The sequence below is a fragment of the Solibacillus sp. FSL K6-1523 genome, assembly GCF_038005225.1.
GTDB lineage: Bacteria > Bacillota > Bacilli > Bacillales_A > Planococcaceae > Solibacillus.
The window spans coordinates 2228900-2254709 of sequence record NZ_JBBOSU010000001.1 but is presented as its reverse complement, the minus strand read 5'-3'; the positions used below and the strand labels follow the sequence as shown (position 1 = coordinate 2254709).

20 protein-coding genes are annotated in these 25810 nt (G+C 38.8%); 17 read left to right on the top strand and 3 right to left on the bottom strand.

The window, feature by feature from the left end; all coding sequences use genetic code 11:
* The first annotated feature begins 365 nt into the window (after positions 1-365).
* The 8 genes from ilvD (at position 366) to leuD (ending at position 10753) form a co-directional block, all read left to right on the top strand.
* The gene (gene ilvD, locus MHI10_RS10700) at positions 366-2036 is read left to right on the top strand and encodes a dihydroxy-acid dehydratase (protein WP_340785341.1); all 1671 of its coding nucleotides are present in this window, start codon (positions 366-368) and stop codon (positions 2034-2036) included.
* A 598-nt stretch (positions 2037-2634) separates the two neighbouring features.
* Positions 2635-4386 (top strand): biosynthetic-type acetolactate synthase large subunit, encoded by a 1752-nt coding sequence (gene ilvB, locus MHI10_RS10695; protein ID WP_340785339.1) that lies wholly within the window; start codon positions 2635-2637, stop codon positions 4384-4386.
* Complete coding sequence (gene ilvN / locus MHI10_RS10690; protein WP_340785336.1) at positions 4383-4898, top strand: acetolactate synthase small subunit; 516 nt, start codon at positions 4383-4385, stop codon at positions 4896-4898. The genes ilvB and ilvN overlap by 4 nt, the downstream gene beginning before the upstream one ends.
* Before the next feature lie 80 nt (positions 4899-4978).
* Positions 4979-5992 (top strand): ketol-acid reductoisomerase, encoded by a 1014-nt coding sequence (gene ilvC, locus MHI10_RS10685; protein WP_340785334.1) that lies wholly within the window; start codon positions 4979-4981, stop codon positions 5990-5992.
* A 2-nt stretch (positions 5993-5994) separates the two neighbouring features.
* Positions 5995-7539, top strand: a complete 1545-nt coding sequence (locus MHI10_RS10680; RefSeq protein ID WP_340789206.1) for a 2-isopropylmalate synthase — start codon at positions 5995-5997, stop codon at positions 7537-7539.
* Positions 7540-7622: 83 nt separating this feature from the next.
* On the top strand, positions 7623-8723 hold the full coding sequence (leuB, locus tag MHI10_RS10675; RefSeq protein WP_340785332.1) for a 3-isopropylmalate dehydrogenase: 1101 nt from the start codon (positions 7623-7625) through the stop codon (positions 8721-8723).
* 16 nt (positions 8724-8739) lie between these two features.
* Complete coding sequence (gene leuC, locus MHI10_RS10670; RefSeq protein ID WP_340785329.1) at positions 8740-10149, top strand: 3-isopropylmalate dehydratase large subunit; 1410 nt, start codon at positions 8740-8742, stop codon at positions 10147-10149.
* Positions 10150-10162: 13 nt separating this feature from the next.
* Entirely contained in the window at positions 10163-10753 is a 591-nt protein-coding gene (gene leuD / locus MHI10_RS10665) for a 3-isopropylmalate dehydratase small subunit (protein WP_340785327.1), read from the top strand.
* A gap of 102 nt (positions 10754-10855) precedes the next feature.
* On the opposite strand, the gene MHI10_RS10660 is transcribed toward leuD, so the two are convergent.
* Positions 10856-12244, bottom strand: coding sequence for a stalk domain-containing protein (locus tag MHI10_RS10660; protein ID WP_340785325.1), 1389 nt, complete (start codon positions 12242-12244; stop codon positions 10856-10858).
* A gap of 338 nt (positions 12245-12582) precedes the next feature.
* Positions 12583-13461 carry a LysR family transcriptional regulator gene (locus MHI10_RS10655; RefSeq protein ID WP_340785323.1) on the bottom strand — a complete coding sequence of 293 codons (879 nt, stop codon included), beginning with the start codon at positions 13459-13461 and terminating at the stop codon, positions 12583-12585.
* 115 nt (positions 13462-13576) lie between these two features.
* Between MHI10_RS10655 and MHI10_RS10650 the strand changes: the two genes are divergently transcribed.
* Positions 13577-14587 carry a DUF2332 domain-containing protein gene (locus MHI10_RS10650; protein WP_340785321.1) on the top strand — a complete coding sequence of 337 codons (1011 nt, stop codon included), beginning with the start codon at positions 13577-13579 and terminating at the stop codon, positions 14585-14587.
* A 52-nt stretch (positions 14588-14639) separates the two neighbouring features.
* On the opposite strand, the gene MHI10_RS10645 is transcribed toward MHI10_RS10650, so the two are convergent.
* The gene (locus MHI10_RS10645) at positions 14640-16376 is read right to left on the bottom strand and encodes an ABC transporter ATP-binding protein (RefSeq protein ID WP_340785319.1); all 1737 of its coding nucleotides are present in this window, start codon (positions 16374-16376) and stop codon (positions 14640-14642) included.
* A gap of 154 nt (positions 16377-16530) precedes the next feature.
* On the opposite strand from MHI10_RS10645, the gene MHI10_RS10640 reads away from it, so the two are divergent.
* The 8 genes from MHI10_RS10640 to MHI10_RS10605 all read left to right on the top strand — a co-directional run bounded on the left by MHI10_RS10640 (position 16531) and on the right by MHI10_RS10605 (position 25754).
* Positions 16531-17952 (top strand): ABC transporter permease, encoded by a 1422-nt coding sequence (locus MHI10_RS10640; protein ID WP_340785316.1) that lies wholly within the window; start codon positions 16531-16533, stop codon positions 17950-17952.
* Between the two features lie 14 nt (positions 17953-17966).
* On the top strand, positions 17967-19463 hold the full coding sequence (locus MHI10_RS10635; RefSeq protein WP_340785312.1) for an ABC transporter permease: 1497 nt from the start codon (positions 17967-17969) through the stop codon (positions 19461-19463).
* Positions 19464-19483: 20 nt separating this feature from the next.
* On the top strand, positions 19484-21298 hold the full coding sequence (locus MHI10_RS10630) for an ABC transporter substrate-binding protein (protein WP_340785308.1): 1815 nt from the start codon (positions 19484-19486) through the stop codon (positions 21296-21298).
* Positions 21299-21456: 158 nt separating this feature from the next.
* Positions 21457-22134 (top strand): response regulator transcription factor, encoded by a 678-nt coding sequence (locus tag MHI10_RS10625; RefSeq protein ID WP_340785306.1) that lies wholly within the window; start codon positions 21457-21459, stop codon positions 22132-22134.
* Positions 22115-23482 (top strand): HAMP domain-containing sensor histidine kinase, encoded by a 1368-nt coding sequence (locus MHI10_RS10620; RefSeq protein ID WP_340785302.1) that lies wholly within the window; start codon positions 22115-22117, stop codon positions 23480-23482. The genes MHI10_RS10625 and MHI10_RS10620 overlap by 20 nt, the downstream gene beginning before the upstream one ends.
* A gap of 79 nt (positions 23483-23561) precedes the next feature.
* Positions 23562-23957: a hypothetical protein gene (locus MHI10_RS10615; RefSeq protein WP_340785300.1), complete on the top strand. Its 396-nt coding sequence runs from the start codon at positions 23562-23564 to the stop codon at positions 23955-23957.
* A 443-nt stretch (positions 23958-24400) separates the two neighbouring features.
* Positions 24401-25162 carry a Nif3-like dinuclear metal center hexameric protein gene (locus MHI10_RS10610; RefSeq protein ID WP_340785298.1) on the top strand — a complete coding sequence of 254 codons (762 nt, stop codon included), beginning with the start codon at positions 24401-24403 and terminating at the stop codon, positions 25160-25162.
* A 103-nt stretch (positions 25163-25265) separates the two neighbouring features.
* A complete protein-coding gene (locus tag MHI10_RS10605; protein WP_445683182.1) occupies positions 25266-25754 on the top strand; it encodes a tetratricopeptide repeat protein in 489 nt (162 codons plus the stop codon).
* The last annotated feature ends 56 nt before the right edge of the window (positions 25755-25810 follow it).

Here is a 25810-nt window from a genome sequence, read left to right as displayed (position 1 = left end):
CCACGATGAAAGCGATTTCAAGTGGAGTAAAAATTTCGAATTGTTTAAATAATTCAAAAAATAGTATTGACGACCACTATTCATTCGTACTATGATAACAACAATTTAATACACCACTTCAATTATTCCGCTACAAGTTCATAGCTTGAAAGAATTATTGAAAAGGTGCACGTTAGAAGTTCAAGGGAGATCGAAGGACTAACGGATGTTACAGATTTTCGAGAAGAGCTTTTCAAGCAAACTCAAAAAATCTGGACGCAAGTAGGATGATAGATAGAAAGTCATAATCATCTTAATATCTAATAAATACATTCGTATATACATGAACTTTAAGTAAATGCAATACGTTGAGGGGCGTTTAGTAAATGAGAAGCGATATGATTAAATTAGGGGTTGACCGAGCTCCACACCGTAGTCTTTTATATGCTACAGGAAAAGTGAAGGCGAGAGATTTAGAAAAGCCATTCATCGGTGTTTGTAACTCTTATATTGATATTATTCCAGGACACGTTCATTTACGCGAATTCGCAGACGTCGTGAAGGAAGCCATAATTGAAGCAGGCGGTATTCCATTTGAGTTTAATACGATCGGTGTTGACGATGGGATTGCGATGGGACATATTGGGATGCGTTATTCCTTACCATCACGTGAAATTATTGCAGACTCGGCTGAAACAGTTATTAATGCGCACTGGTTTGACGGTGTTTTCTACATTCCAAACTGTGACAAAATCACACCAGGAATGTTAATGGCAGCGGTACGCACGAACGTTCCATCTGTATTCGTATCAGGTGGTCCAATGGAGGCAGGTACATCGGCAAGTGGGAAGCAATTATCACTGACGAGCGTATTTGAAGGGGTCGGTGCTCATAAAGCAGGTACAATGACTGCTGAAGAGTTACTTGATATTGAAAACAATGCGTGTCCAACATGCGGTTCTTGTTCAGGAATGTTCACAGCCAACTCGATGAACTGCTTAATGGAGATGCTCGGTGTAGCGCTTCCAGGTAACGGTACAATCGTTGCAACAAGTGAAGAGCGTCACCAGCTTATAAAAGATGCAGCCAAACATTTGGTTCGCATGATTAAAGAGGACGTAAAACCTCGTGACATCATTACAAAAGAAGCAATTGATGATGCCTTCGCGTTAGACATGGCAATGGGTGGCTCGACAAATACAGTGCTACATACATTAGCTATTGCCAATGAGGCGGAAATTGAATATAACATTGAAGAAATTAATAAAGTAGCAGAGCGCGTACCATATATCGCGAAAATTATGCCAGCATCGGATATTTCGATGGATGATATTAATAAAGCAGGCGGCGTGCAAGCGATTATTAATGAATTAACTAAAATTCCAGGTGCCATTCATCCAGATCGCCCAACAATTACAGGCTTAACGATGCGTGAACTTGTGAAGGATTACCATATTACAAACGAAAATGTCATTCGCACGAAAGATAATCCATATAGTGCGGTAGGTGGTTTGTCCGTATTATTCGGTAATATCGCACCAGAAGGCTCGGTTATTAAAGTTGGTGCCGTGGATCCATCTATTAAAGTATTTACGGGTGAGGCGATTGTATTTGGCTCACAAGAAGATGCACAAGAAGCGATTGATAAAGGTGAGGTACGTGAGGGGCATGTCGTTGTCATCCGATATGAAGGGCCAAAAGGTGGTCCAGGAATGCCGGAAATGCTTGCCCCAACATCAGCAATTCAAGGGCGCGGTTTAGGAACAAAGGTTGCGCTTATTACAGATGGCCGCTTTAGTGGTGCATCACGCGGAATTTCTATCGGTCATATTTCACCAGAAGCAGCAGAAGGCGGTCCAATCGCTTTAGTTGAAAATGGCGATATAATCGAAATTGATTTACCAGCCCGTACGATTAATTTACAAGTATCCGATGAAGTGTTAGCGGAACGTCGTACAAAATTACCAGTATTTGAACCAAAAATTAAGCGCGGCTGGTTAGCTCGTTACTCAGCTTTAGTAACGAATGCTTCTCAAGGCGGCGTCATGAAAATCTAACTTGATTCAGCAAAATTCCCTTTCATATAGTGGGATGGATGAATGCTAAATATGCAATTCTATTCAATTTGGATTTGAAACTATGCTGAATCAAGTTGCCCCCGGCGGATGTCACAGATTTTTAAGGGAAGTTTTTCGAGCAAGCTCGAAAAAATCTGGACGCAATTCCACCAAGGCGTAATTGAATAAACTAAAACGTTGATGAGGTTAAAGGTTACAGAGCATTGTATTTACCAGAGAGCCGGCAGTGGTGGAAGCCGGCGATACAACTGTATCCGACATCCCCTCGGAGTGAGCTATTAAACGCATTTTGCCATTAGATAGCTCCGGGCACATTCGAAGTGCTCGTTATTAATGAATCGTCCGCCAGAATTTAATTTAGGAATAGCTAAATTGAAAAATCTAGTACGAGGGGCGATTCACGAGGTAGCAGGGTCAATAAGTAGCTTTTCACGAGCAATGTGAAAAGACCGTTTATTGCCGCTACAAACGAGGGTGGTACCATGAAAAGTCTTTTTCATCCCTACGCAACAGGTTTTCTTTTGCGTGCGGATAAAAGGCTTTTTTATTTTTTTAAAAAAGAAAGGAGAATTCAATTATGAGTGCAAACGTTTCAATGAAGCAAGAAATCGAACGTACTGAGGAAGCTCAGCAAGTAAAGAAACCGAGAGATGGTGCAGACATTTTAGTTCAGTCTCTCCATGATCAAGGTGTTGATATAATTTTTGGTTATCCAGGTGGTGCTGTATTACAAATTTATGATGCACTGTATCGCAATCCAATTCGGCATATTTTAACAAGACATGAGCAAGGAGCGATTCACGCAGCAGAAGGTTATGCACGTATAACAAATCAGCCAGGCGTCGTAATCGCGACGTCAGGACCAGGCGCGACAAACCTTGTAACAGGAATTGCTGATGCAATGATTGATTCGATTCCATTAGTCATTTTCACAGGGCAAGTGGCAACATCCGTTATTGGGACGGATGCTTTCCAAGAAGCAGATATAATCGGTATTACAACACCGATTACAAAACACAATTATCAAGTGCAAGATGCGGCGGATATTCCACGAATCGTAAAAGAGGCATTCCATATTGCGAATACAGGTCGTAAAGGTCCGGTATTAATTGACTTCCCGAAAAACATATCTCAATCGATTTTCCAGGAAGATCAAATTACAACACCGGATGAAATTTATTTACCAGGTTACCAGCCAACGACGAAGCCAAATTACTTACAAATTCAGAAGGCGATCCAAGCATTATCATTAGCGAAAAAACCGCTAGTACTTGCAGGTGCAGGTGTATTATTTGCCGATGCACGCGAACAATTAACTGAATTTATTGAAAAGTATAATTTACCTGTTGTGAATACTTTACTTGGTTTAGGAAGCATTCATGGGGATCATGAGCAATTTTATGGCATGGCCGGGATGCATGGTTATGCAACAGCCAATGATGCAATTACCAAATGTGACCTGCTAATTAACATTGGCGCACGCTTTGATGACCGTTTAACTGGCAACTTGGCGACGTTTGCACCAAATGCAACGATTATCCATATCGACATCGACCCAGCGGAAATCGGCAAAAATGTGCCAACGGATATCCCAATTGTGGGAGATGCGAAGGAAGCATTACATGCATTAATGAAAAAAGACTTTACGATGATGGATACATCTGAATGGATGACTTATTTAGACGAAAGTCGCAAAGCGTATCCTTTATGGTACGAAGAAGCGGGCGAAGAAATTTTACCGCAGCAAGCACTTGAAATCATTCACAAATTAACAGAAGGTGATGCCATTGTTACAACCGATGTTGGACAGCATCAAATGTGGGCAGCTCAATATTACCGCTTAAACAATGATCATAGCTGGATTACTTCAGGTGGTTTAGGAACGATGGGCTTCGGTTTCCCAGCAGCGATTGGCGCTCAGTTTGCATGTCCTGATCGAAAAGTTATTTCAATTGTAGGGGATGCAGGTTTCCAAATGACAAACCAAGAACTTGCGTTGTTAAAAGAGTTTAACTTACCAGTAAAAGTCGTAATTTTAAACAACAGTTGCTTAGGAATGGTCCGTCAATGGCAGGAAACGTTTTACGAGGAACGCTATTCTCAATCGTTAATGCCAATTCAACCTGATTTCGTTAAGTTAGCGGATGCGTATGGAGTTAAAGGGTATCGCATTGAGAAGTTATCAGAAGCTGAGGCAATTTTTGCAGAAGCCATTTTATCTGATGAACCAGTTGTGATTGATTGTCGTGTGAAGCAATTAGAAAACGTCAATCCAATGGTGGCACCAGGTAAAGGGTTACATGAAATGATTGGAGTGAAAAAGCCATGAAACGTGTTATTAACGTAACGGTAATCAATCAAAGTGGCGTGTTGAATCGTGTTACAGGTTTATTAATGAAACGCCAATTTAATATTGAGTCGATTACTGTTGGCCATTCAGAGCAACCAAACTTCTCAAAAATGACATTTGTCGTACATGTAGAAGATGAAAGTAAAATTGAACAATTAATTAAGCAATTATCGAAGCAAATTGATGTGCTAAAGGTCAATGATATTACAGAAAAAGCGATTGTTCTACGTGAGTTGGCCTTAGTAAAGGTCGTATCACCACCGAACTTACGACTTGAAATGAATTCAATTGTTGAACCATTCCGCCCGCAAGTTGTTGATACAGCTAAAAATGTTGTGACGTATGAAGTAGTCGGACATCCAGAAAAAATTGATGCCTTTATCGAATTAATTCGTCCATATGGCATTAAAGAATTAACACGTACTGGCGCAACGGCAGCGGTTCGTGAAACGCAAAAAGTAGAAGGTCCACAATTATCCATTTTAAAATAAAATAAGATTCCTTAGGGTGGAGGATGTCATCTGAAGCCCTAATTTCTAAAAAAAACTTAAACTAATTGGAGGAAACAAAAATGTCAAAAATGTATTATGAAAGCGAAATTAACGAAACGGTACTAAAAGGTAAAAAAATCGCAATTATTGGATACGGTTCACAAGGTCATGCACATGCACTTAACTTAAAAGAATCAGGTTTTGATGTAGTAGTTGGGATCCGTCCAGGTAAATCATATGATGCAGCAAAAGAAGATGGTGTAGAAGTAATGACTGTAGCAGAAGCGGCAGCAGCAGCAGATGTTATCCAAATCCTACTTCCAGATGAGCGTCAAAAAGCAGTGTATGAAGCAGAAATCGCTCCGCATTTAACAGCTGGTAAAGCGTTAATGTTTGCACACGGTTTTAACGTTCACTTTGATCAAATCCAACCACCTGCTGACGTAGACGTATTCTTAGTAGCACCAAAAGGCCCAGGTCACCTAGTTCGTCGTCAATTTACTGAAGGTGCAGGCGTACCAGGATTATTCGCAATTCACCAAGATGCAACGGGCAATGCTCGAGATATCGCACTTGCATACGGTAAAGGAATTGGTTCTGCACGTGGTGGTTTACTTGAAACGACATTCGCTGAAGAAACAGTTACAGACCTTTTCGGTGAACAAGCGGTACTTTGCGGTGGTACAACAGAACTAGTGAAAGCTGGTTTCGAAACATTAGTAGAAGCTGGCTACCAACCAGAGCTTGCTTACTTTGAAACATTACACGAACTAAAATTAATTGTTGACCTAATGTTTGAAGGCGGTATGGCAACTATGCGCTACTCAATTTCAGATACAGCAGAGTGGGGAGACTATGTTTCAGGTCCACGCATTATTGATGCATCGGTTAAAGCGCGTATGAAAGAAGTACTGACAGACATTCAAGACGGTACATTCGCAAAACGTTGGATTAAAGAAAATGAAACAGGTCGCCCAGAATATACAAAATTCAAGGAAGCTGGCGCTAACCACCAAATCGAGGAAGTTGGGGCAAAATTACGTGCAATGATGCCATTCATTAACCAAGGGAAACAAAAGGTTACTGTACAATAATGATGAGAAAAATTGACATTTTCGATACAACATTACGAGATGGCGAGCAATCAGCAGGTATTAATTTAAATACAGCTGAAAAAATCGAAATCGCAAAACAACTAGAGCGTTTAGGTGTCACAATAATCGAGGCGGGATTCCCTGCCTCATCTCCTGGTGATTTTGATGCGGTTAATCGGATTGCTAGCACGGTGAAAAATTCGATTGTAACGGGTCTTGCACGCTGTGTCCAAAAAGATATTGATACGACGTGGGAAGCGATTAAAGTTGCCCAGCAGCCGCATATACATATTTTCTTGGCAACGAGCCCGATTCATATGGAATATAAGCTGAAAAAAACACCTGAGCAAGTGATTGAACAAGCTGTGGAAGCGGTAAAATACGCGAAGAAATTTTTCCCGCTAGTACAATGGTCTGCAGAAGATGCTTTCCGATCAGATCGCGAATTTTTAGCGAAAATTATTGGCGAAGTGATTGCGGCCGGTGCAACAACGGTAAATATACCAGATACAGTTGGTTATGCATCACCAAATGAATATGGTGAACTATTCAAATATTTACGAGAAAATGCGCGGGGTGCTGATAATGTAAAATTTTCTGCTCACTGTCATGATGATTTGGGGATGGCAGTCGCCAATTCAATCGCAGCCATTCAAAACGGTGCCGATCAAGTGGAATGTACGATTAACGGAATCGGCGAACGTGCAGGAAATGCGGCATTAGAAGAAATCGGTGTTGCGATGCATATTCGTAAAGATTTATACCAAGTCGAAACAGGCTTAAATTTAAAGGAAATAAAACGCACATCCCAAATGGTGAGTCGCTTAACGAATGTTGTTATTCAACCGAATAAAGCGGTTGTCGGAAAAAATGCATTCGCGCATGAATCGGGCATCCATCAAGATGGCGTCTTAAAAAATCCGGAAACGTACGAAATTATTTCACCTGCATTAGTAGGGGAAGATGAAGTACCTTTAGTTTTAGGGAAACATTCAGGCCGTGCCGCTTTCCGTGACCGTGCACAAACAATGGGCTTTGAATTATCCGATGAAAAGCTAAATAAAGCATTCGCAGAGTTCAAAAAACTAGCGGATCGCAAAAAAGAAATTACCGAAGAAGATTTAACGACAATCTTAACAGAACAACAAGTTTCGATTGAAGATGTGGCATTATTTGAACTGAAAAGTGTCCAAGTGCAGTATGGTACAGAAAATATCCCAACAGCGACAGCATCCGTTGTTACGCCAGAGGGAGACACTAAAACACTTGCTGCAACGGGCTCTGGTTCAGTAGAAGCCATTTTTAATACGTTAGAACTGCTTGTTAATGGCAAGGTCAACATTTTAGACTACCGTGTAAAATCGGTTGGTAAAGGGCGCGATGCGTTAGGGGAAGCGGTAGTCAACTTGAAATACAATGGCTATACTTCAACAGGCCGTGATTCCGCACAAGACGTGTTAGAAGCCTCAGCCAAAGCCTATTTAAACGCTATTAACCGTCAACTCATTCAACAAAAAGTACGAGAAGAACAATTACAAGTTCAATAAATAAGTATGGAGCGCCATCAAGCGAAATGGTTTGGTGGCGCTTGGATTCAAGTGATATTGCGAAGAAAGAAGGGTGTTTTCAAATGGAAAAGAAAATTACAGTACTGCCTGGTGACGGCATCGGTCCCGAAGTTGTTGCAAGTGCAGTTAAAGTATTACGAGTAATTGGGAAGCGATTTAATCACGAATTTCATTTAGATTATGCGTTGATTGGTGGCGCAGCAATCGATCAGGATAATAATCCATTACCAGATGAAACGATTGCAAAATGTGAAGCAAGTGATGCCATTTTATTAGGTGCGGTAGGCGGACCGAAATGGGATAATAACCCACCAGAATTGCGTCCGGAAAAGGGCTTATTAAAAATTCGCAAGCACTTTGATTTATTTGCTAATTTACGTCCAGTCAAAGCCATCCCAAGTTTACTCGCTTCTTCTCCATTAAAACGTGAAGTCGCGGAAAATGTAGACTTAATGATCGTTCGTGAATTAACAGGAGGCTTATACTTCGGCGAACCGCGTAATAAAACAGATCTAGGTGCTGTTGATACATGTGTGTATTCCCGCATGGAAATCGAACGTATCGTAGACAATGCGTTTCAGCTAGCAAGACTACGCCGTGGCAAACTTTGCTCGGTAGATAAAGCCAATGTATTAGATACGTCTCGTTTATGGCGTGAAATTGTAGAAGAGAAGAAAAAGCAATACCCAGATGTAGAAACAGAACATAATTTAGTCGATTCCGTAGCGATGAAGCTCATTACGAATCCAGGTCATTATGACGTGGTCGTAACGGAAAACTTATTCGGCGATATTTTAAGTGACGAAGCATCTGTGATTACAGGTTCTCTAGGGGTACTACCTTCTGCATCGATTCGCGGTGATAATTTTGGACTATATGAGCCAGTGCACGGTTCAGCACCTGAAATTGCGGGGCAAGGCATTGCCAACCCAGCAGCGACAATTCTTTCTGTAGCAATGATGCTACAATATTCATTTGGTTTAAAAGAAGAAGCAGCTGAAATTGAACGTGCTGTAAGTGCTGTTTTTGAAGATGGTTACTATACAGCAGATCTTGCTCAAGAAGGCGCGCGTGTCCTTTCGACAGAAGAATTCACAGAAAAAGTAATCAACGAAATTGACGCAAGCTTTGTTTCAGATAGCATTATGATTTCATACAATTAAGGAACGGTGAAAAACTATGGGGAAAAATATAATTGAAAAAGTGTGGGAGCAGCATGTTGTGCATCGTGAAGAAGGAAAGCCAGATTTACTGTACATCGACCTCCATTTAATTCATGAAGTAACAAGTCCGCAAGCGTTTGAGGGACTGCGCCTTGCTGGACGAAATGTGCGTCGTACGGATTTATGTTTCGCGACGATGGATCATAACGTACCGACGAAAAACTTACCGACAATTAATGATCCAATTGCCAAAAAACAAATTATGACACTAGCGGAAAATGCCAAGGAATTTGGTATTGAACTAGCGGATATGGGTCATCCAGATCAAGGAATTGTACACGTAATCGGTCCAGAGCTTGGTTTAACACAGCCAGGTAAAACGATTGTGTGTGGGGATTCTCATACAGCGACACATGGTGCATTTGGTGCCATTGCCTTTGGGATTGGTACATCTGAAGTTGAGCACGTATTATCAACACAAACTTTATGGCAAATAAAACCGCCAACGATGGAAATCCGTGTAAATGGTGATTTAGGCATCGGTGTAACGGCGAAAGATATCATTTTAGCGATTATCGCAAAATGGGGAATCGGCATTGGCACAGGCCATATCGTGGAATATACAGGTGAGGCTATTCGCAACTTATCAATGGAAGAGCGTATGACGATTTGTAATATGTCGATTGAAGCAGGGGCAAAGGCAGGTTTAATTTCTCCAGACGAAACGACTGTAGAATTTTTACGTGGTCGCCGTCATGTTCCAAAAGGCGAACAGTTTGAAGAAGCGGCAAAATACTGGTTAAGCCTTGCATCAGATGCAGATGCAACGTATGATGTCGTGTTAGAAATTGATGCAGGGGATATCGAGCCAATCGTTACATGGGGAACAAACCCGGCAATGGGAGTTGGCGTATCTAAAACAGTGCCAACAGCTGGTGATTATGACAATGAAGCGGACAAATCAGCTTTAGATAAAGCACTTGAGTATATGGATTTACAAGCAGGTCAAAAAATTACCGACATTGAAATTCAACACGTATTCATCGGTTCTTGCACTAACTCTCGTATTAATGACTTACGTGCAGCCGCTGAAATCGTCGAAGGTCACACTATTGCAACAGGCGTAACAGGTATTGTTGTACCAGGCTCTTGGTCAACAAAGGCGCAGGCTGAAAAAGAAGGGTTACATAAAATCTTCTTAGAAGCAGGCTTTGAATGGCGCGAATCGGGATGTTCTGCTTGCCTCGGTATGAATGAAGATGTCATTCCATCAGGTGAACGTTGTGCGTCAACTTCAAATCGTAACTTTGAAGGACGACAAGGTGCGGGTGCGCGTACACACTTAGTATCACCAGCAATGGCAGCAGCAGCGGCAATTCATGGCCGTTTTGTAGACGTACGTCAATTACAAAAGCAAGAAGCGTAAGGGGAGAGTATTTATGGAACCAATTAATATCGTCAATAGCGTGTATGCGCCGCTTGACCGTAAAAATGTCGACACCGATCAAATTATTTCCAAAGAATTTTTAAAGCGCATTGAACGCACAGGATTTGGAGAGTTTGTCTTCTATCACTGGCGTTTTGATAAAGAGGGCAATCCAGTTGAGGATTTCGTATTAAATAAACCGCAATATAAAGGCGCGGAAATACTTGTTGCACAAGATAATTTTGGCTGTGGTTCTTCACGTGAACATGCACCATGGGCTATTTTAGACTATGGCTTCCGTGTAGTCATTGCACCGAGCTTTGCCGATATTTTCTACAATAACTGCTTCAAAAATGGGATTCTTCCTATTAAATTAACAGAGGCAGAATGCGATGATTTATTAGCAAAAGGGTTAGCAGAGGCGCAAGCAATTGAAGTGAATTTAGAGTCCCAAACGGTAACAACAGGCTGTGGTCAAACATATACATTTACAATTGATCCATATTATAAAGAAATGTTATTAAACGGCTGGGATGAAATTTCGCTAACGTTTAAGTATGAAGAGCAAATTGCCGAGTATGAGAAGAATCGGATTGCTTATTAAAACGTGTTAGCTTGAACTGAAAGGCACCTTGAACCATTCATTTATGGGCTCAAGGTGTTTTTTAATTGTTAAAAATTTTATATACTTTGGTATTGAGGAGAACTAGTTAGTGGAAAGTTGATGAATTGACCATACGATATCCGCATCGAAGCCAAGAGTTAACCCGTCATCTTCGTAATACAATTCAACTTGATCACCTGCTTGTAACTCTACGTCACCGACTAATGTAACTGTAGCAGAACTTAGTATTGTTCTCATAGTTAACACCAGTGCTATATTTACATCAAGTATAGGTAGGTAGCCCATAATCAAATCAGTGTTTCCATTAAGTTTCACTGTAAACATTGGGTCAATTTCTCGTCCTAAACTAATATTTGCTGCAGCGTGAGTTTTATAGTTAACAGTTGCTTTAATTGCATATTTTCCAGTTTCTGGAGTGGTAAATATCCCTGTAGCTGGATCGAAGTCTGAGCTAGAATAATATGGTGACTGTACATTCCAATTCATAGATATAGTGCCACTATCCATAGTAGTACTTGATGCAGAAAACCCTACATTCGCATTATTAGTTCCACCAGCAGGACCTGGGTCGCCTTGAGGACCTTGTGGACCCATTGGACCAGCAGGACCCGGGGCGCCTTGAGGACCTTGTGGACCCATGGGACCAACAGGACCCGGGTCACCTTGAGATCCAGCAGCCCCAGTGTCACCTTTGTCCCCCTTATCTCCTTGTGACCCAGTAGCTCCAGTGTCACCTTTATCGCCCTTAGAACCTTGAGATCCAGTAGCGTTAGAGTCACCTTTTTCACCTTTAGGCCCAGTAGCCCCAGTGTCACCTTTATCGCCCTTAGAACCTTGAGATCCAGTAGCCCCAGTGTCACCTTTATTGCCCTTAGAACCTTGAGATCCAGTAGCCCCAGTGTCACCTTTGTCCCCCTTATCTCCTTGTGGCCCAGTAGCTCCAGTATCTCCTTTAATGCCATTTGAATTCACATCGTTTTTATTCTCGCCAGGATTTTCTGACTCTGAGGAAGGGGACGTCTCAGTTTGAATGAATATTGTTTGCATCGTTGCATCCCATAAAATTTCAGCACCAAATAATTCACTAATAAAACGAACGGGTGCCATAACACGATTGTTAATAATCATAGGTGGTTGAGTAAGCGTTAAAGTATTTTTTTCATCCCCAATTTTAATGTTGGCTACTGGGTTATCAATTTTCAGTACGCCTAATACATCTCCTTTCACAGCTGTGAGCATTTTGCTGGTATTATCCCAACTTAGCGAGATGTTAAGTACATCTTGGAGGACACTTAAAGGCACAAGTGTTGTCCCATTATAAATAATAGGTGAATCTTCACTCGGAATGTCGCTTCCATTCACATTAATAGAAATTCCGGAAGCTTTAGCAGAAGGTACCTCTACTACAATCGGAACTACTAATAGCATTAAACTAAAAATGATGATAAAGAGTAGCTTGTTTTTTTTCATTTTATTCCCTCTCTTTTTTATAATGTTTACATACTAAAAGTAGATACCATTCTAGTTATAATAAATTAATCTACTTAAAAGTAGTAACTAATGGAACTATATCATTGAAAGGTTAAAAATGGGTTAAAAAATAAGATAATTCAAAATAATATAAAGATATTTTAAAAATTCATTTAGTTCTCATCCCGATGCTCTTGTCTCAAGCTAAAATAACTGATTTTCAAATAGGTAATATAAATAGGAAGTAAGGAATGAATGCCTATCAAAATTAGAAGAAGGGCTATTTTTTTTGCGTAAAATTAGCTGATTAGATGCTAGGTGATTGATAGATTGTAGTCCTATTCCATGTTTGCTTCACGAATTGCTTGTAATAATGGTAATAAACTTTCATCCTCGCGAAAATGGCGCATATACAAATCTACGGTATCTAAATAAAATAATGTAAAATGGTAGCTTGTAAATAAACCATTCTTCAAATCTTGGTCAATGATTGATTCGGGTAAAAATGCCATCCCAAGCCCGTCCTTCACGAATTGTTTAATGATATGACTTTGCTTAGTCGCTCTTTTACGCAATTGAGGGAATTCCTTTTTAAGTAATGTTTCAGCCTCCGAAGTTTCCTCTAAGTGTCCTGAAAATAGTGGATACTTTTCGATTAGTTCTTGAAGTTGATTGTAATGCCAGGTATTTTCTTTACCTGATTGAATAGGGTAGATTAATTTCAGCGGGCTTGAACTAATTTTTTCAGAATGAATTCGTTTAACTTTACTTTTCCCAATACAAATTGCAAGTTGTACTTTACTAGTCAGAATAAGTTCATCCATATATTTTGAATCTTCAACTATAATATCAATCTCATATTGTGGGAAATTAATTGAAAACTGATAAATAATTTGTGGTAAATTCGTTTCTGCAAGTAGTGGAGAAAGGGCAACTGCTAGCTGTATTTTATTTTGTTGTGAAAGCAATTGCACAGCTCGGCTACTTTCATCTATATTTTTAATAATGTTTACAGCTAACGGATAATAAAAGCGACCTGCTGAAGTAAGTTTGATTTGTGTATGATGGCGTTCAAAAAGTTGGACATTAAGGCTTTCCTCTAATTGTTTAATATGGACCGTTATACTTGGTTGTGAAATGAATAATTTCTCTGCAGCAATACGAAAATTGCCTGTTTCAACTGCTGTAATAAATGATTTTAACCATTTGATGTCCATTGATAACCTCCAAACTATAATTAAAAATTTTAATTAGAATGATTTAAATTCATTAATTTTATTAAATGTAACCTCATTATACAATAAGAATACAAAAGTAGGGGGAGGCATTAAAATGGAGAAATTGGCGATGATTTTTAACCGTTTTGCAGAACAGGAAGCGGAAGGTAGTAGTCCGTTGTATGAATATTGGAGTTTGAATATTGCGCAGGATATCGAATTATTAACGTTAATTCAATTGATCCCGCCAAATCAACCAAAACCAAACTTATTTTTCGCAGCTGTGCAATATTTGGCATGTGAAAAACAACATCATTTAGCCCGTTATTATAAAAATGTTACATCAAGCGAATTTGCTCAAAGCTTTATTCATTTAAAAGATTTTTGTCAGCAATATAGAGGTTCCTTACAGGATATTTTTCAAATGAAACTTGTCCAAACGAACGAGCTAAACCGTGCTGCCTATTTGTATCCAATCTTTCATAGGATTCAAACAAAGCATCAAAAGCCGTTATCACTTATGGAAATTGGTACGAGTGCAGGGTTATTACTTAATTTAGATCAATATTATTATGAAATTTCTGAAGGTGAAATGAAACATATTTATGGAAATGAAAAGAGTAAGGTGCGTATTGTAGCGGAAAATAATGGTCAATCTATTGGAGCGTTGAGTGCGCTAAATATTAATCATCGAATAGGTATTGATTTAAATATAGTAGATTTACAAAAAGAAGAAGATTATTGGTGGATGCAGGCGTTAATTTGGCCGGAACATAAAACGAGAAAACAGCAACTTGAAAATGTGCAAGCATTGAATAGCAAAGTGAGGAAAACATTGCTTGAAGGGGATTTTTTAACGTTCATACCGAAGATGATGGAGCAACAGGATCATACAACGCAATTAATCATTTTTCATACGCATGTTGCGAATCAATTTTCAAACGAGCTGAAACAACAACTGTTGCAAATGCTTAGTGAAGTCAGTTACAAGCAGCCTATTTATCATGTTTACAACAATATGTATGACAATTATGTACACGTCGACTATGTTCGTAATGGACAAACAGAAGTTTTAAAAACACTACAAACGGTTGATAATCATGGGAAATACTTTGCTTGGAATTGAAAAGAAGTAAAAAGCCATTCCCTAATCAAGCAGAGAATGGCTTTCTTCGTTGTTACATCGCTACCCAATGATCTTTCGAAACTTCCACAAGCGTTGTGTTTTCCACATCAAAGCGGTTGTTCATTAATTCTTCTTCGGTCATGACGTGGCGCTTTTTCTGCTTTTCAATGACCGGATCTGGAATCGGGATGGAATTCAGCAACATTTTTGTATAGGGATGCTGTGGATTCGCATACAATTCTTCGCTTTCTGCTAGCTCTACAATTTTCCCGCCATACATTACGGCGACACGGTCACTAATATGCTTCACCATCGATAAATCATGCGCAATAAATAAGTATGTTAAACCGAGTCTTTGCTGTAAGTCTTTTAATAAGTCGACCACTTGCTTTTGAATGGATACGTCAAGAGCAGATAAAGGCTCATCACATACGATAAAATTTGGCTCTACGGCTAATGCGCGGGCAATGCCGATCCGCTGACGTTGCCCACCACTAAATTCGTGCGGGTAACGGCGCGCATGTTCTTTATTTAAACCGACTAGTTCTAATAGTTCTTCCACTCTTGCACGTCGTTGCTCTTTTGATGTAACGAGCTTATGTACATCTAACGCCTCACCGATAATATCGAGTATTTTTTTGCGCGGGTTGAGTGATGAATATGGATCTTGAAAGATCATTTGCATATGGCGACGCATACTTTTCAGTTCATTTTTCGTTAAGCGCGTCACAGGTACACCTTTATACAATACCTCCCCATCAGTCGGTTCATGTAATTGCAGTAGCGTGCGGCCAGTTGTGGATTTTCCTGAGCCCGATTCGCCAACAAGTCCAAGTGTTTCACCAGGGTAGATTTTGAAAGTTAAATCGTTGACCGCTTTTAAAACGTTTCCTTTCGCTGCTGCGAAATGCTTGGACAAATTTTTCACTTCGACGAGTGGTACCGTTAAATCGACATCCGAACCGACATTCGGCAACTGTTTCGGTTCTTTCTTTTCATGTAATTTCGGTAAAGCATTCAATAAGTTTTTCGTATAAGGATGCTGTGGATTGGCGAAAATTTCTTCGGTCGTACCTTCTTCTACAATTTCGCCTTCCTTCATTACAATTATGCGGTCACACATGCCTGCAACGACACCTAAATCATGCGTAATCAAAATAATCGACGTGCCTAAACGTTCCTGAATTTGCTTCATTAAGCTTAAAATTTGGGCTTGAATCGTCACGTCTAGCGCAGTTGTTGGTTCATCAGCAATGAGTAGGGAGGGGTTACACGCAAGGGCCATCGCGATCATGACACGTTGACGCATCCCGCCACTAAACTCATGTGGATATTGCTGATAGCGTTCTTCACTATTTTTAATGCCTACTAATTTTAAAAGCTCAATCGTTTTTTCATACGCTTGTTTTTTAGATAGGCCTTGATGCTTAATTAAACCCTCTGCTATTTGTTCACCAATACGAATGGTTGGATTCGTTGAGGTCATGGGATCTTGGAAAATCATACTAATATCTTTTCCACGTATCCCTTCCATTTGTTTTTCGGATTGTGTGATTAAATTTTTGTCTTGAAATGTAATCGTTCCAGATTTTAAAAAGGAAGGGGGAGAGGGAAGTAGGCGCATAATCGAACGCGCGGTTACACTTTTTCCACTGCCTGATTCTCCAACGATACCGAGCGTTTCCCCTTTGTTTACATGGAAACTAACCCCTTTTACTGCTTCAAATTCCGTTTCATCCGTAATAAATGAAACGCGCAAATCATTTACTGTTAAAATTTTTTCATTCATTGTTTGCTCATCCTTATTAGAAAATTTAAATAATTATATTGACGAAATGATATTGCTACTACATACTGTACTCTACAGGTAGGGATTATACAATGATAATATTCGCAATATTTTAAACTATTTTGCTATTTGTCGTTGGGAAGGAGACAATATTATGAGTAAATCGAACGATATTAGGAATACAAATCTGGTTCAGAAAAGCTATCAAAGAAACTCATCGAAAAAAGGTTATTTAATTGCTTATTTTATTCTCGGTTTACCTGTGCATCTTGTAACGTTTCTCCTTTATTTAGTAAAAGGTTCAAAAACATCCGATATAGAAAATGTAGCGTTGCTTAAAGAGCAGTTTTACAAGGATGGAAAATTTGAAACATGGTACAAGGAGTATAAGAAACAAGAACTGACGAAAGCGCATTTTTTCAAACATCCTGTCGATGAGCAAAAAATAGCGGATCATGCAAAAGTGCTCGCTACACAACGCGTGCAACGTGAAGTAGAAAACATAATGGCAACAAAGGGGATTGAAAAACATACATATGTAAATTATTTTGGTCAGTTGTTAAAACATCCGATGTTTTTAGCTATTAGTGTCATTCCGGGTGTACTGATGTACTTGCTGCTCTTAATAAGTAGTAATCCGTTTGTGCGCTTCGTATTCGAGCGTTTCATTCAAAGTGCATTTGTTATTTTAGGTGTCGCGACGTTAGTATTTACGATTCTTTATATTTCGCCGTTTGACCCGGCACGAAATTTACTAGGCGTCGAAGCAACGCAAGAGCAAATTAACAATTTCAACCGTTTGTATGGCTTAGATCAGCCGTATCTTGCGCAACTTTGGAATTCATTGACGGGGCTCTTTACGTTTGATCTTGGGACTTCATTTGCAGGTAAGGAAGATGTCACACAAAGCATTATGAATAAGTTCCCTGTGACATTAGAAATTGCTTTATTCTCGTTATTGATGGCGGTTGCCATTGCGATTCCAGTCGGCATTATTTCAGCAGTAAGACCGAATACACTCTTCGATTATGTGCTGATGTTTATTGCTTTAATTGGTTTATCGATTCCGAGTTTTTGGCAAGGGCTTATTTTTATTTTAACGTTCTCGTTAGAATTAAAGTGGTTCCCAGCGACTTATAATCCGAACAATTGGATGTCACTTGTGCTCCCAATTGTCGTACTTGGAACGTCGCTTGCAGCATCCATAGCCCGTATGACGCGTTCAAGTATGCTAGAAGTGATTCATGAAGATTATATTATTACAGCGAAAGCAAAAGGATTAAGTGAACGAAAGGTGATTACGAAACATGCAATTCGTAATGCGATGATTCCTATTATTACGGTTATCGGGCTATTATTTGGAGGCATGTTAGGCGGGGCATCGGTCGTTGAAAAAGTATTTAATATTAACGGAATCGGCAGCTATATTGTAGACAAGCAGTTCATTCCAGATATCCCAGCGATTTTAGGTGGCGTTGTGTATATTGCGATTACGATTTCGATTGTCAATATGCTCATAGATATTTTATACGCGTTCTTTGATCCACGCATACGTTCTAAAATGAAAAGGTCATAAGAGGAGGCAGACACGTGAAATTCATATCAGATGTAAAGCTGCTTTTGAAAATAACACAAGAATATGTCAACGCACAGTTTACGCTTGCCTTTTCTGCTATTTTTTCAGCACTGTTTTTACTTTATAGTTTTAATTTTGAAGAAGGTGTGTGGCGCCCATACGTTGTCGCGTTATTTGCGATTTACGCCGTAACTGCCGTTTATGTTTGGCTCGTATCCAAGCTTATTAAAAAAGATTTAGCGAATGAACGTGAAATTACCAAGCGCACGCGAATGCTTGGGTATCCGCTCATACTCACATTATTTTTAGGAAATGTATTTGCATCAGGGTTTGGTTTTATGCTTGCGACGAAAAATAAAACAGCGGAATATACATTTGCGGTGTACGCATTTCAAACGCAAATTTTTATTATTATGATTTCGGGTGTGAATATATTTAAGCCGTATGTTGTCGATACATTTTTACTGGCGATGGGTGCTTTTATTGCTTTAGCGACTGTGTACTTAGTGATGGCGATTTTAGTTGCGCGCAAGGTGACATTAAATGATGCGCCGAAATGGATGCTTATCCCAGGTGTTCTGCTATTAATACCGGTATTAACGGGGAATTTCTTTTCCTTTTTACTAGGAATTACATTAATCCGAAAAGCGCGTAATGCAGACCCATCTGCTATTGAAAAATGGCAAAAAATGTGGAATAAAATTTTACGAAATACAATGGCGGTATTTGGGTTATTTTTCATAACGTTTATGTTTTCACTTTCTGTTGTTAGTAATTGGACGTTTGATTATGACTTTGCTGTGCAAAATAACTATAGTGCATTGTTACAATCACCGACATTGGAGTATCCATTAGGAACAGATAATTTTGGACGCGATTTATTTTCTCGTATTGTTTTCGGTGCTCAAATTTCATTAATTGTTGGTTTTAGTGCAACTGTTATACCGGCACTTATTGGTGGAGCACTTGGCGCAATTTCAGGTTATTACGGGAAACATACCGATAATATTATTATGCGTTTATTGGATATTTTGTATGCAATTCCTGGTATTTTATTGGCAATTGCGATCATTGCAGCATTTGGTGCAAATACGGTGAATTTAATTGTCGCGCTTAGTGTTGGCGCGATTCCGACATATGCGCGTACGATGCGTGCCAACGTATTACAAATTTCTAACTACGAATTTGTTGAATCTGCCCGGGCATTAGGTGCGTCGGATCGTTCAATTATTTTTAAACATATCGTACCGAATGCACTTGCTCCGATGATCGTTAAAGCGACACTGACAATCGGTGGCGCGGTCATTTCAACAAGTAGTTTAAGTTTCCTTGGTCTCGGTATTGAGCCACATATTCCAGAGTGGGGCAATATATTAAAAGTAGGAAGCACTTATTTAGAGTCACATTCATATTTAGCAATATTCCCAGGGCTATGCATTATGCTGCTTGTGCTATCATGTAACTTCTTTGGCGATGGACTGCGCGATGCAATAGACCCGAAAGCAAACTAATTATTATGGAGGAAATGAAAATGAAAAAAAAATATTTTACATTAGCATCTACGGCAATTGTAGCAGCGGTGGCATTAACAGGCTGTGTTGAAACAAAATCCGACGTTAAAGAAAATGATAAAGAGGTCGATGAAACAGCAAGCGCAAAACCGGTTATCGAATTATTAGGGATGGCGGCGAACGAACAAGATTTAAACATTGTCCGTGACCAATTAGTGAAAAATGGCTTCGATGTTAAATTAAATATTCAACCTGATTACGGTTCATTTAAAGCGCAAGAAGATGCGGGGAACTATGATATTTCTCATTCGGGCTGGACAACTGTAACGGGGAACCCAGATTATGCAGTTCGTGGCTTATTTAAAACAGGTGGCGATTATAGCCGAATTTCGGATGCAAAAATCGACGAATTAATTGACGAAGCAAGTACATTAACAGGGGACGCTGCAAAGGAAAAGTATAAGGAATTTGAGCAAACATTAGTATTTGATAATGCTTATATTGCACCATTATACATTTCTCAAAAATTCCAAGGTATTTATGCAAAAGAAGTAAATCCAGATACAGTGCTTTTACCAAAATCACGCGCACAAGTATGGGAAAAAATTTCTTTCAATGACCCAGCAAAAAATAGTTCAGAAACATTAGTTTTACATCAAACGATGCCTTCTTTAACATCACTCGATCCAGTGAGAGGGAATGACGGATCCATTAATACGTTAAACACAGAAATGTATGTTCGTTTAGTAAACTTAACTGAAACGGATGAAGTCGTTTCGGAAGGTTCATTATCATACAATCACGCAATGGCTGAAAATAAAGAGGAATTTTATTTCGTATTACGTGATGATATTAACTTCGCAAAAGTGGAAAATAAAAAAGCGGTTGATACAGGTGATTTAGTTTCAGCTGAGGATGTTGTCTTTTCATTAAATCGTGCAAAAGATAAAAATGCAGTACCTGATCACCGGACATACTCGATTCATGAAAACATTGAAACGGTAGAAATTGTTTCGGATATTACGGCATTAGAAGCTGTTAAAACAGCAGAAGGCGACACAGTATTAGAAGCATTATCAGAAAATCTTCCAGCGGCTGTTGCGGAAGTTGTAACAAATGAAGCGGATGTAGACAATGCAGCAGGAAAATACCAAGTAGTGAAAATTACGACACCAGCAGCATTCCCGCAAGTGTTAAACTACTTAGCGCACCAATCGGGAGGCATTGTTTCAGAAAAAGCAGTGACAGCCGTGAATACATTTGACGTAGCAAGCTATGACCCAAATAAAGATGTAGCGTACGGGGACCAAGCGTCAATTACTGAAGGTGCAACATATGCCAACCATTTAGCGGCATCAGGCCCATACATTTTAGTACAAAAAAATGATTATGAAGCAACATTCGTGAAAAACCCATCCTATCTTGTAGGCACGAAAAACGAACCGAAAATAAATGATATTAGCGTTCGTTTCATCCAAGATAATGACAGTGCATTATCGGCATTACGTAACGGTGAAATTCACGTATTACAAACAGTGCCAGAAACGAAAGTAGATGTTGTCGAGAGCGATCCGAACTTAAAGCTTAAAACATTTGATAGTAATGGCGTAAGTTACTTAATCTTCAATCCAAAAGGTCGTGAAGTTTCGAAATCAGTCGACTTACGTAAAGCTGTGCTCTATTCAATCAATCAAGATGAGTTTATCAGCTATTACCAAGGGAAGAAAAAGCCAGCTGTATCAACGGTTTCTCCATTAGTAGATACAGGCCTGAAATTAGAAGCAGATAGTGCAAAAGTGAAAGAGTATTTAAACGCTTATAACGCAAGTAAATAATGAAACATGCCCGGTGCGGTAAACAGGTTGAAAAATTTGTTTGCGCATCGGGCGTTTTTTTATCCCAATCAACACTTAGCGGTATGTAAACTTGCTTCCATCGCGGTTTCATGTCAAAATCGAAACCAATAGGAATGTCGAAAAAGGGGTTGGCGGCAATGAGAAAAATTTTATTAGTTGATGATGATGAAGCCATTTTAAATTTATTAGCGACTTATTTTAAACAGTGGCATTATAAAACAATTAAAGCGAGCAATGGTGTCGAGGCACTTGAAATGATGGATGAAACAGTGGATATCGCAGTAGTGGATGTCATGATGCCTATCCTCAACGGCTTTGAACTGACGAAAAAATTAAAAGAAGATTGGGAAATTCCCGTGTTGTTACTTACAGCGCGTGGGCAATTAGAAGATAAACGTGAAGGGTTTTCAGCTGGCGCGGATGATTATATTGTGAAACCGTTCGAATCTGAAGAAATGCTGTTTCGTGTCCAAGCGATTTTGCGACGTTATGACAAATTAACCGTTGCCAAGCTTGAAATAGGCGACCTGACATTAAATAGAGCGCAATTTGAAGTAGCCAAAGAACATATTTCAATCGTACTACCGAATAAAGAATTTGAGCTGCTTGAGCTATTATGTAGCCGCAACCGTGTATATGAACGCGCCCATATTATGGAACTTGTCTGGGGTGATATCGTGAGTGATGATACATTGAACACACATATCAAGCGGTTACGTGATAAATTAACGCGATTAAAAAGTAATGTGACCATTAAAACAATTCGCAATGTCGGGTATCAAATCGAGGTTATATATGAAAACGCTGTACAGTAAATTTATTCTGTTTACACTGGCGACTTTTTTAATTAGCGCTACGTTTAGCTTTTTAATAACAAATGCATTTTACCATCAAGTCATGAAGGAAAAAAATGATGCCAATTATGTACAGTTAGCAACTGATATTACAAATTATATACAACAACATCCGCCAGACTCATTAGAAGCGTATTTAACACAGCTTGGTCAAATCGGCTATCAAATTTATTTAGCAGATGAACTAGGGAATAGCTCTTTTTACGGAGATGAATACCGATTAAAGGAGCTACCAACAGCGGATATTGATACTGTTTTGGCAGGTGAAACGTATCACGGTGTCCGAGATTATCCGCAGCAACTCTTTATTACGGGCTTCTTTTCAAATGATTTAAGAAATACAGTCGGACTACCATTTGAATATGAAGGAAAAGATTATGCGCTGTTTATGCGCTTAGATATTAAGCTGCTATTTAGTGAAATGCATTTTATTATCGCAGGATTTTTCATTTTTATTCCGGTTGTTAGTATTCTTGCGATGGTTTTAGCTGCTTGGTATTTAGTGAAGCCAATTCAACGTTTATCGAAAGCGACAAAATTAGTAGCTTCGGAAAACTTTGATGCACATATTGTTGTAGATCGCGCGGATGAAATCGGTACACTCGCGACAAACTTTAATTTAATGACGAAAGAATTAAAAAAGCAACGGGAAATTCGCAAAGAGTTTATCCGCAATGTATCACATGATTTCCAAACCCCATTGCAAAGTATTGCAGGCTACGCGAATCTCATCCAGCAGCAAAAAGCGGATGATGAGCGTACGCGGGAGTATGGAGAAATTATCGCGCGTGAAAGTGATCGACTGTCGCATTTAACGAAACAATTATTATTATGGCAAAGTGCGTCAAAACTAGCAGAGCAAAAAGAGAAAATTGCACTGGATGAAGTGATCAAGCAAGTTATCAAGGAACAGCAATTTTCCATTCAACGAAAGAATATTTCCGTATGGATGGAGCTAGAACCACTTAATCTATACGGAAGTGAGCCATTCATTGTCCATGCAATTGATAATTTAATAAGCAATGCGGTGAAATATAGTGAGCCGGGCACTGAAATTAGCGTGACAGGAAAAATAATCGAAGGGCAAATCGAACTCATCGTGCAAGATGAAGGGCACGGTATTAGCGAGGAAAATATTACCCGGATTTTTGAACCATTTTACCGCGCAGATGAATCGAGATCAACACCTGGTACCGGTTTAGGGCTAGTGATCGTCAAGCAAGTTGTTGAAATGCATGATGGGACGATTGCTGTGCAAAGTGAAAAGGGTATAGGCACGAAATTTTCAATGACGTTTCCGATTGAATAAATAACCATGGTCGTTCAGATTGAGTTCAGATACGTATTTTATACTCACTATAGATTATATTTATGGAGGGTATTTAAAAATGGTAGAAAAAAAATGGAGCATCCGTCTCATTCGTTTAGCAGCGATTTTTGGATTAATCGGAGCGGTTATTGGATCAGATATGTCGGGCACAGGTAGTTATGCAATGCGTCCAATTCACGCGCATATTTTAGTTGTTGGTTGGTTATCAATTGCAGTTTGGGCATTATTTTATAGAACATTTACTGTGAAATCAAAAAAATTAGTAAATTTACATGGCTGGACAGCGGTACTTGGTACAATTGGTTTAACAGTCGGCATGCTCTTTTATAATGTTAATCCGTTTAACTTCAATCAAACATTCACATTAATTTTCTTCATCGTAGGCGGTACGACTTTGTTGATCAGTTATGTGATTTTCATTTGGATTACATTTACGTTGAAGACGGAAGAATAGACTTTCAAATAAGTAGACAGATTAAAATCATCTATCACCTAAAGAATTTTAGGCGGTGGGTGATTTTTTGTTGATGTAATTAGAAACGAAGCAAGATGTAAAAACAAAAAATGCACCCTATCGGATGCATTTTTATCTTTTTCTCAACAGTGAATCCCCAAGAGGTAATCCAACGAAAACAACCAAAACCGTTAGAATTACTAGGGTTTTTAAAATTAATACCGCAGCTACATCAAACATCGTACCGCTCCTTTGTTATTCATATTTTCTATCTTATTTATTGCAATGATCCAACTGCTAATAAAGTACGAAAACATCTGAACGTTATTAGTTTGCTTCATTAAAATATATGTATACAGTTCCCAAAATATTTTGTATCGGATAATGATGTTAAAGTTAGAGTGCAGAAAATACAATAATTGTAATGGGGAGCGGTAAAGTATATGGATGTTTCACATATTGTCGAAAAAATTAATGGACTTTTTAACATAACAAATAAGGAAATTTATGCGAGTGAATCTGGGATTATATATGATGCAATTAAAAAAGTTAAAAAAATAGGATATTGTGTTAACTTAACGCTTGAAACAATAGAAGAAGCAAGAAAACATGGGGTTGATATGATGGTGACACATCATGATGCATGGGATGAAATTTATGGATTAAGAGAAGCCTGTATAGAAAAACTAGCGGATTATGGTATAAGCCATTACTATAATCACTTGCCACTCGATGACTGCAACTTTGGAACGAATGATAGTTTATTAATGAATTTGGATTTAGAAATTGTTAAAAGAACGCACGAGTGGGAAGGATTCCATTTTGGGAGAATCGCAGAATATGATGAAGAAATTGAAATGAATGATTTCATAATAAAACTTGAAAATTTATTGGAAGAACCCGTTAAATTTTGGCGTTTTAATGACAAAAAGATAAAGCGAGTGGGCCTAGTTTGTGGTAATGGAGGATCAACAACTTGCCTGAAGGAAGCAGTTGAAAATAATTGCGATGTCTACATTACAGGTGAATGCAATTTGTATACGATTCAATATGCTCAGTTTAAAGGGATAAATCTTATCGTGGGAAGCCATACTTTCACAGAATTTTTTGGGATTCAAAGTTTAGCATTAAAATTGAATGAGCATATGAAAGAACTAGAAGTAGTGAAACTTAATGAGGAGCATTATGAAGCGAATATAAAGTGAAATATTATAACAGATAAATACTAATTGCTTATAAGAATTTAACAAAAAAGATTTCAAATAAAAAGGCAAACATATACAAACTTTTAATAGGGGGGAACCGACAATGATTGAAGAACAACTTGCAAAAGCGATTGAATTACGAAATGCTGGCAAGAAGAAAGAATCAAATCAAATGCTTTTGAAATTGGTAGAGGAGTTTCCTAATAATGTGGTTGTTAATTACCAATGCGCTTGGAGTTATGATGTTTTAGGGGAAGAATTAAAAGCAGTACCCTTCTATGAAAAGGCCATTAAGCAAGGGCTAACTGGCAAAGATTTAGAAGGAGCAATATTGGGGCTCGGAAGTACATACAGAACATTAGGAGAATATGAAAAATCAAAAAGTACTTTTCTAAAGGGAATCGAATTATTTCCAACCAACAATGCAATTCAGGTGTTTTATTCAATGACCTTATATAATTTAAATGAACATAATGAAGCGATGAGGTTTCTACTAAAATGCTTAATAAATACAACAGAAGACTCGGAAATACTGAGCTATAAAAAAGCGATTAATTTCTATTCCGATAAATTAGATCAAATATGGGAATAGAATGCTGTCTTGAATATCAAAAAGGGAAATGCCTGTTTTACGAAAGGTGGTTAAGT

Coding starts and splice junctions, on each gene's coding strand:
- MHI10_RS10630 (WP_340785308.1), top strand. CDS start 19,484: ATGAAAAAAAAATATTTTACATTAGCATCTACGGCAATTGTAGCAGCG.
- MHI10_RS10650 (WP_340785321.1), top strand. CDS start 13,577: ATGGAGAAATTGGCGATGATTTTTAACCGTTTTGCAGAACAGGAAGCG.
- ilvB (WP_340785339.1), top strand. CDS start 2,635: ATGAGTGCAAACGTTTCAATGAAGCAAGAAATCGAACGTACTGAGGAA.
- ilvD (WP_340785341.1), top strand. CDS start 366: ATGAGAAGCGATATGATTAAATTAGGGGTTGACCGAGCTCCACACCGT.
- ilvN (WP_340785336.1), top strand. CDS start 4,383: ATGAAACGTGTTATTAACGTAACGGTAATCAATCAAAGTGGCGTGTTG.
- ilvC (WP_340785334.1), top strand. CDS start 4,979: ATGTCAAAAATGTATTATGAAAGCGAAATTAACGAAACGGTACTAAAA.
- MHI10_RS10620 (WP_340785302.1), top strand. CDS start 22,115: ATGAAAACGCTGTACAGTAAATTTATTCTGTTTACACTGGCGACTTTT.
- MHI10_RS10625 (WP_340785306.1), top strand. CDS start 21,457: ATGAGAAAAATTTTATTAGTTGATGATGATGAAGCCATTTTAAATTTA.
- MHI10_RS10605 (WP_445683182.1), top strand. CDS start 25,266: ATGATTGAAGAACAACTTGCAAAAGCGATTGAATTACGAAATGCTGGC.
- MHI10_RS10660 (WP_340785325.1), bottom strand. CDS start 12,244: ATGAAAAAAAACAAGCTACTCTTTATCATCATTTTTAGTTTAATGCTA.
- MHI10_RS10645 (WP_340785319.1), bottom strand. CDS start 16,376: ATGAATGAAAAAATTTTAACAGTAAATGATTTGCGCGTTTCATTTATT.
- MHI10_RS10680 (WP_340789206.1), top strand. CDS start 5,995: ATGAGAAAAATTGACATTTTCGATACAACATTACGAGATGGCGAGCAA.
- MHI10_RS10640 (WP_340785316.1), top strand. CDS start 16,531: ATGAGTAAATCGAACGATATTAGGAATACAAATCTGGTTCAGAAAAGC.
- MHI10_RS10655 (WP_340785323.1), bottom strand. CDS start 13,461: ATGGACATCAAATGGTTAAAATCATTTATTACAGCAGTTGAAACAGGC.
- leuD (WP_340785327.1), top strand. CDS start 10,163: ATGGAACCAATTAATATCGTCAATAGCGTGTATGCGCCGCTTGACCGT.
- leuC (WP_340785329.1), top strand. CDS start 8,740: ATGGGGAAAAATATAATTGAAAAAGTGTGGGAGCAGCATGTTGTGCAT.
- MHI10_RS10610 (WP_340785298.1), top strand. CDS start 24,401: ATGGATGTTTCACATATTGTCGAAAAAATTAATGGACTTTTTAACATA.
- leuB (WP_340785332.1), top strand. CDS start 7,623: ATGGAAAAGAAAATTACAGTACTGCCTGGTGACGGCATCGGTCCCGAA.
- MHI10_RS10615 (WP_340785300.1), top strand. CDS start 23,562: ATGGTAGAAAAAAAATGGAGCATCCGTCTCATTCGTTTAGCAGCGATT.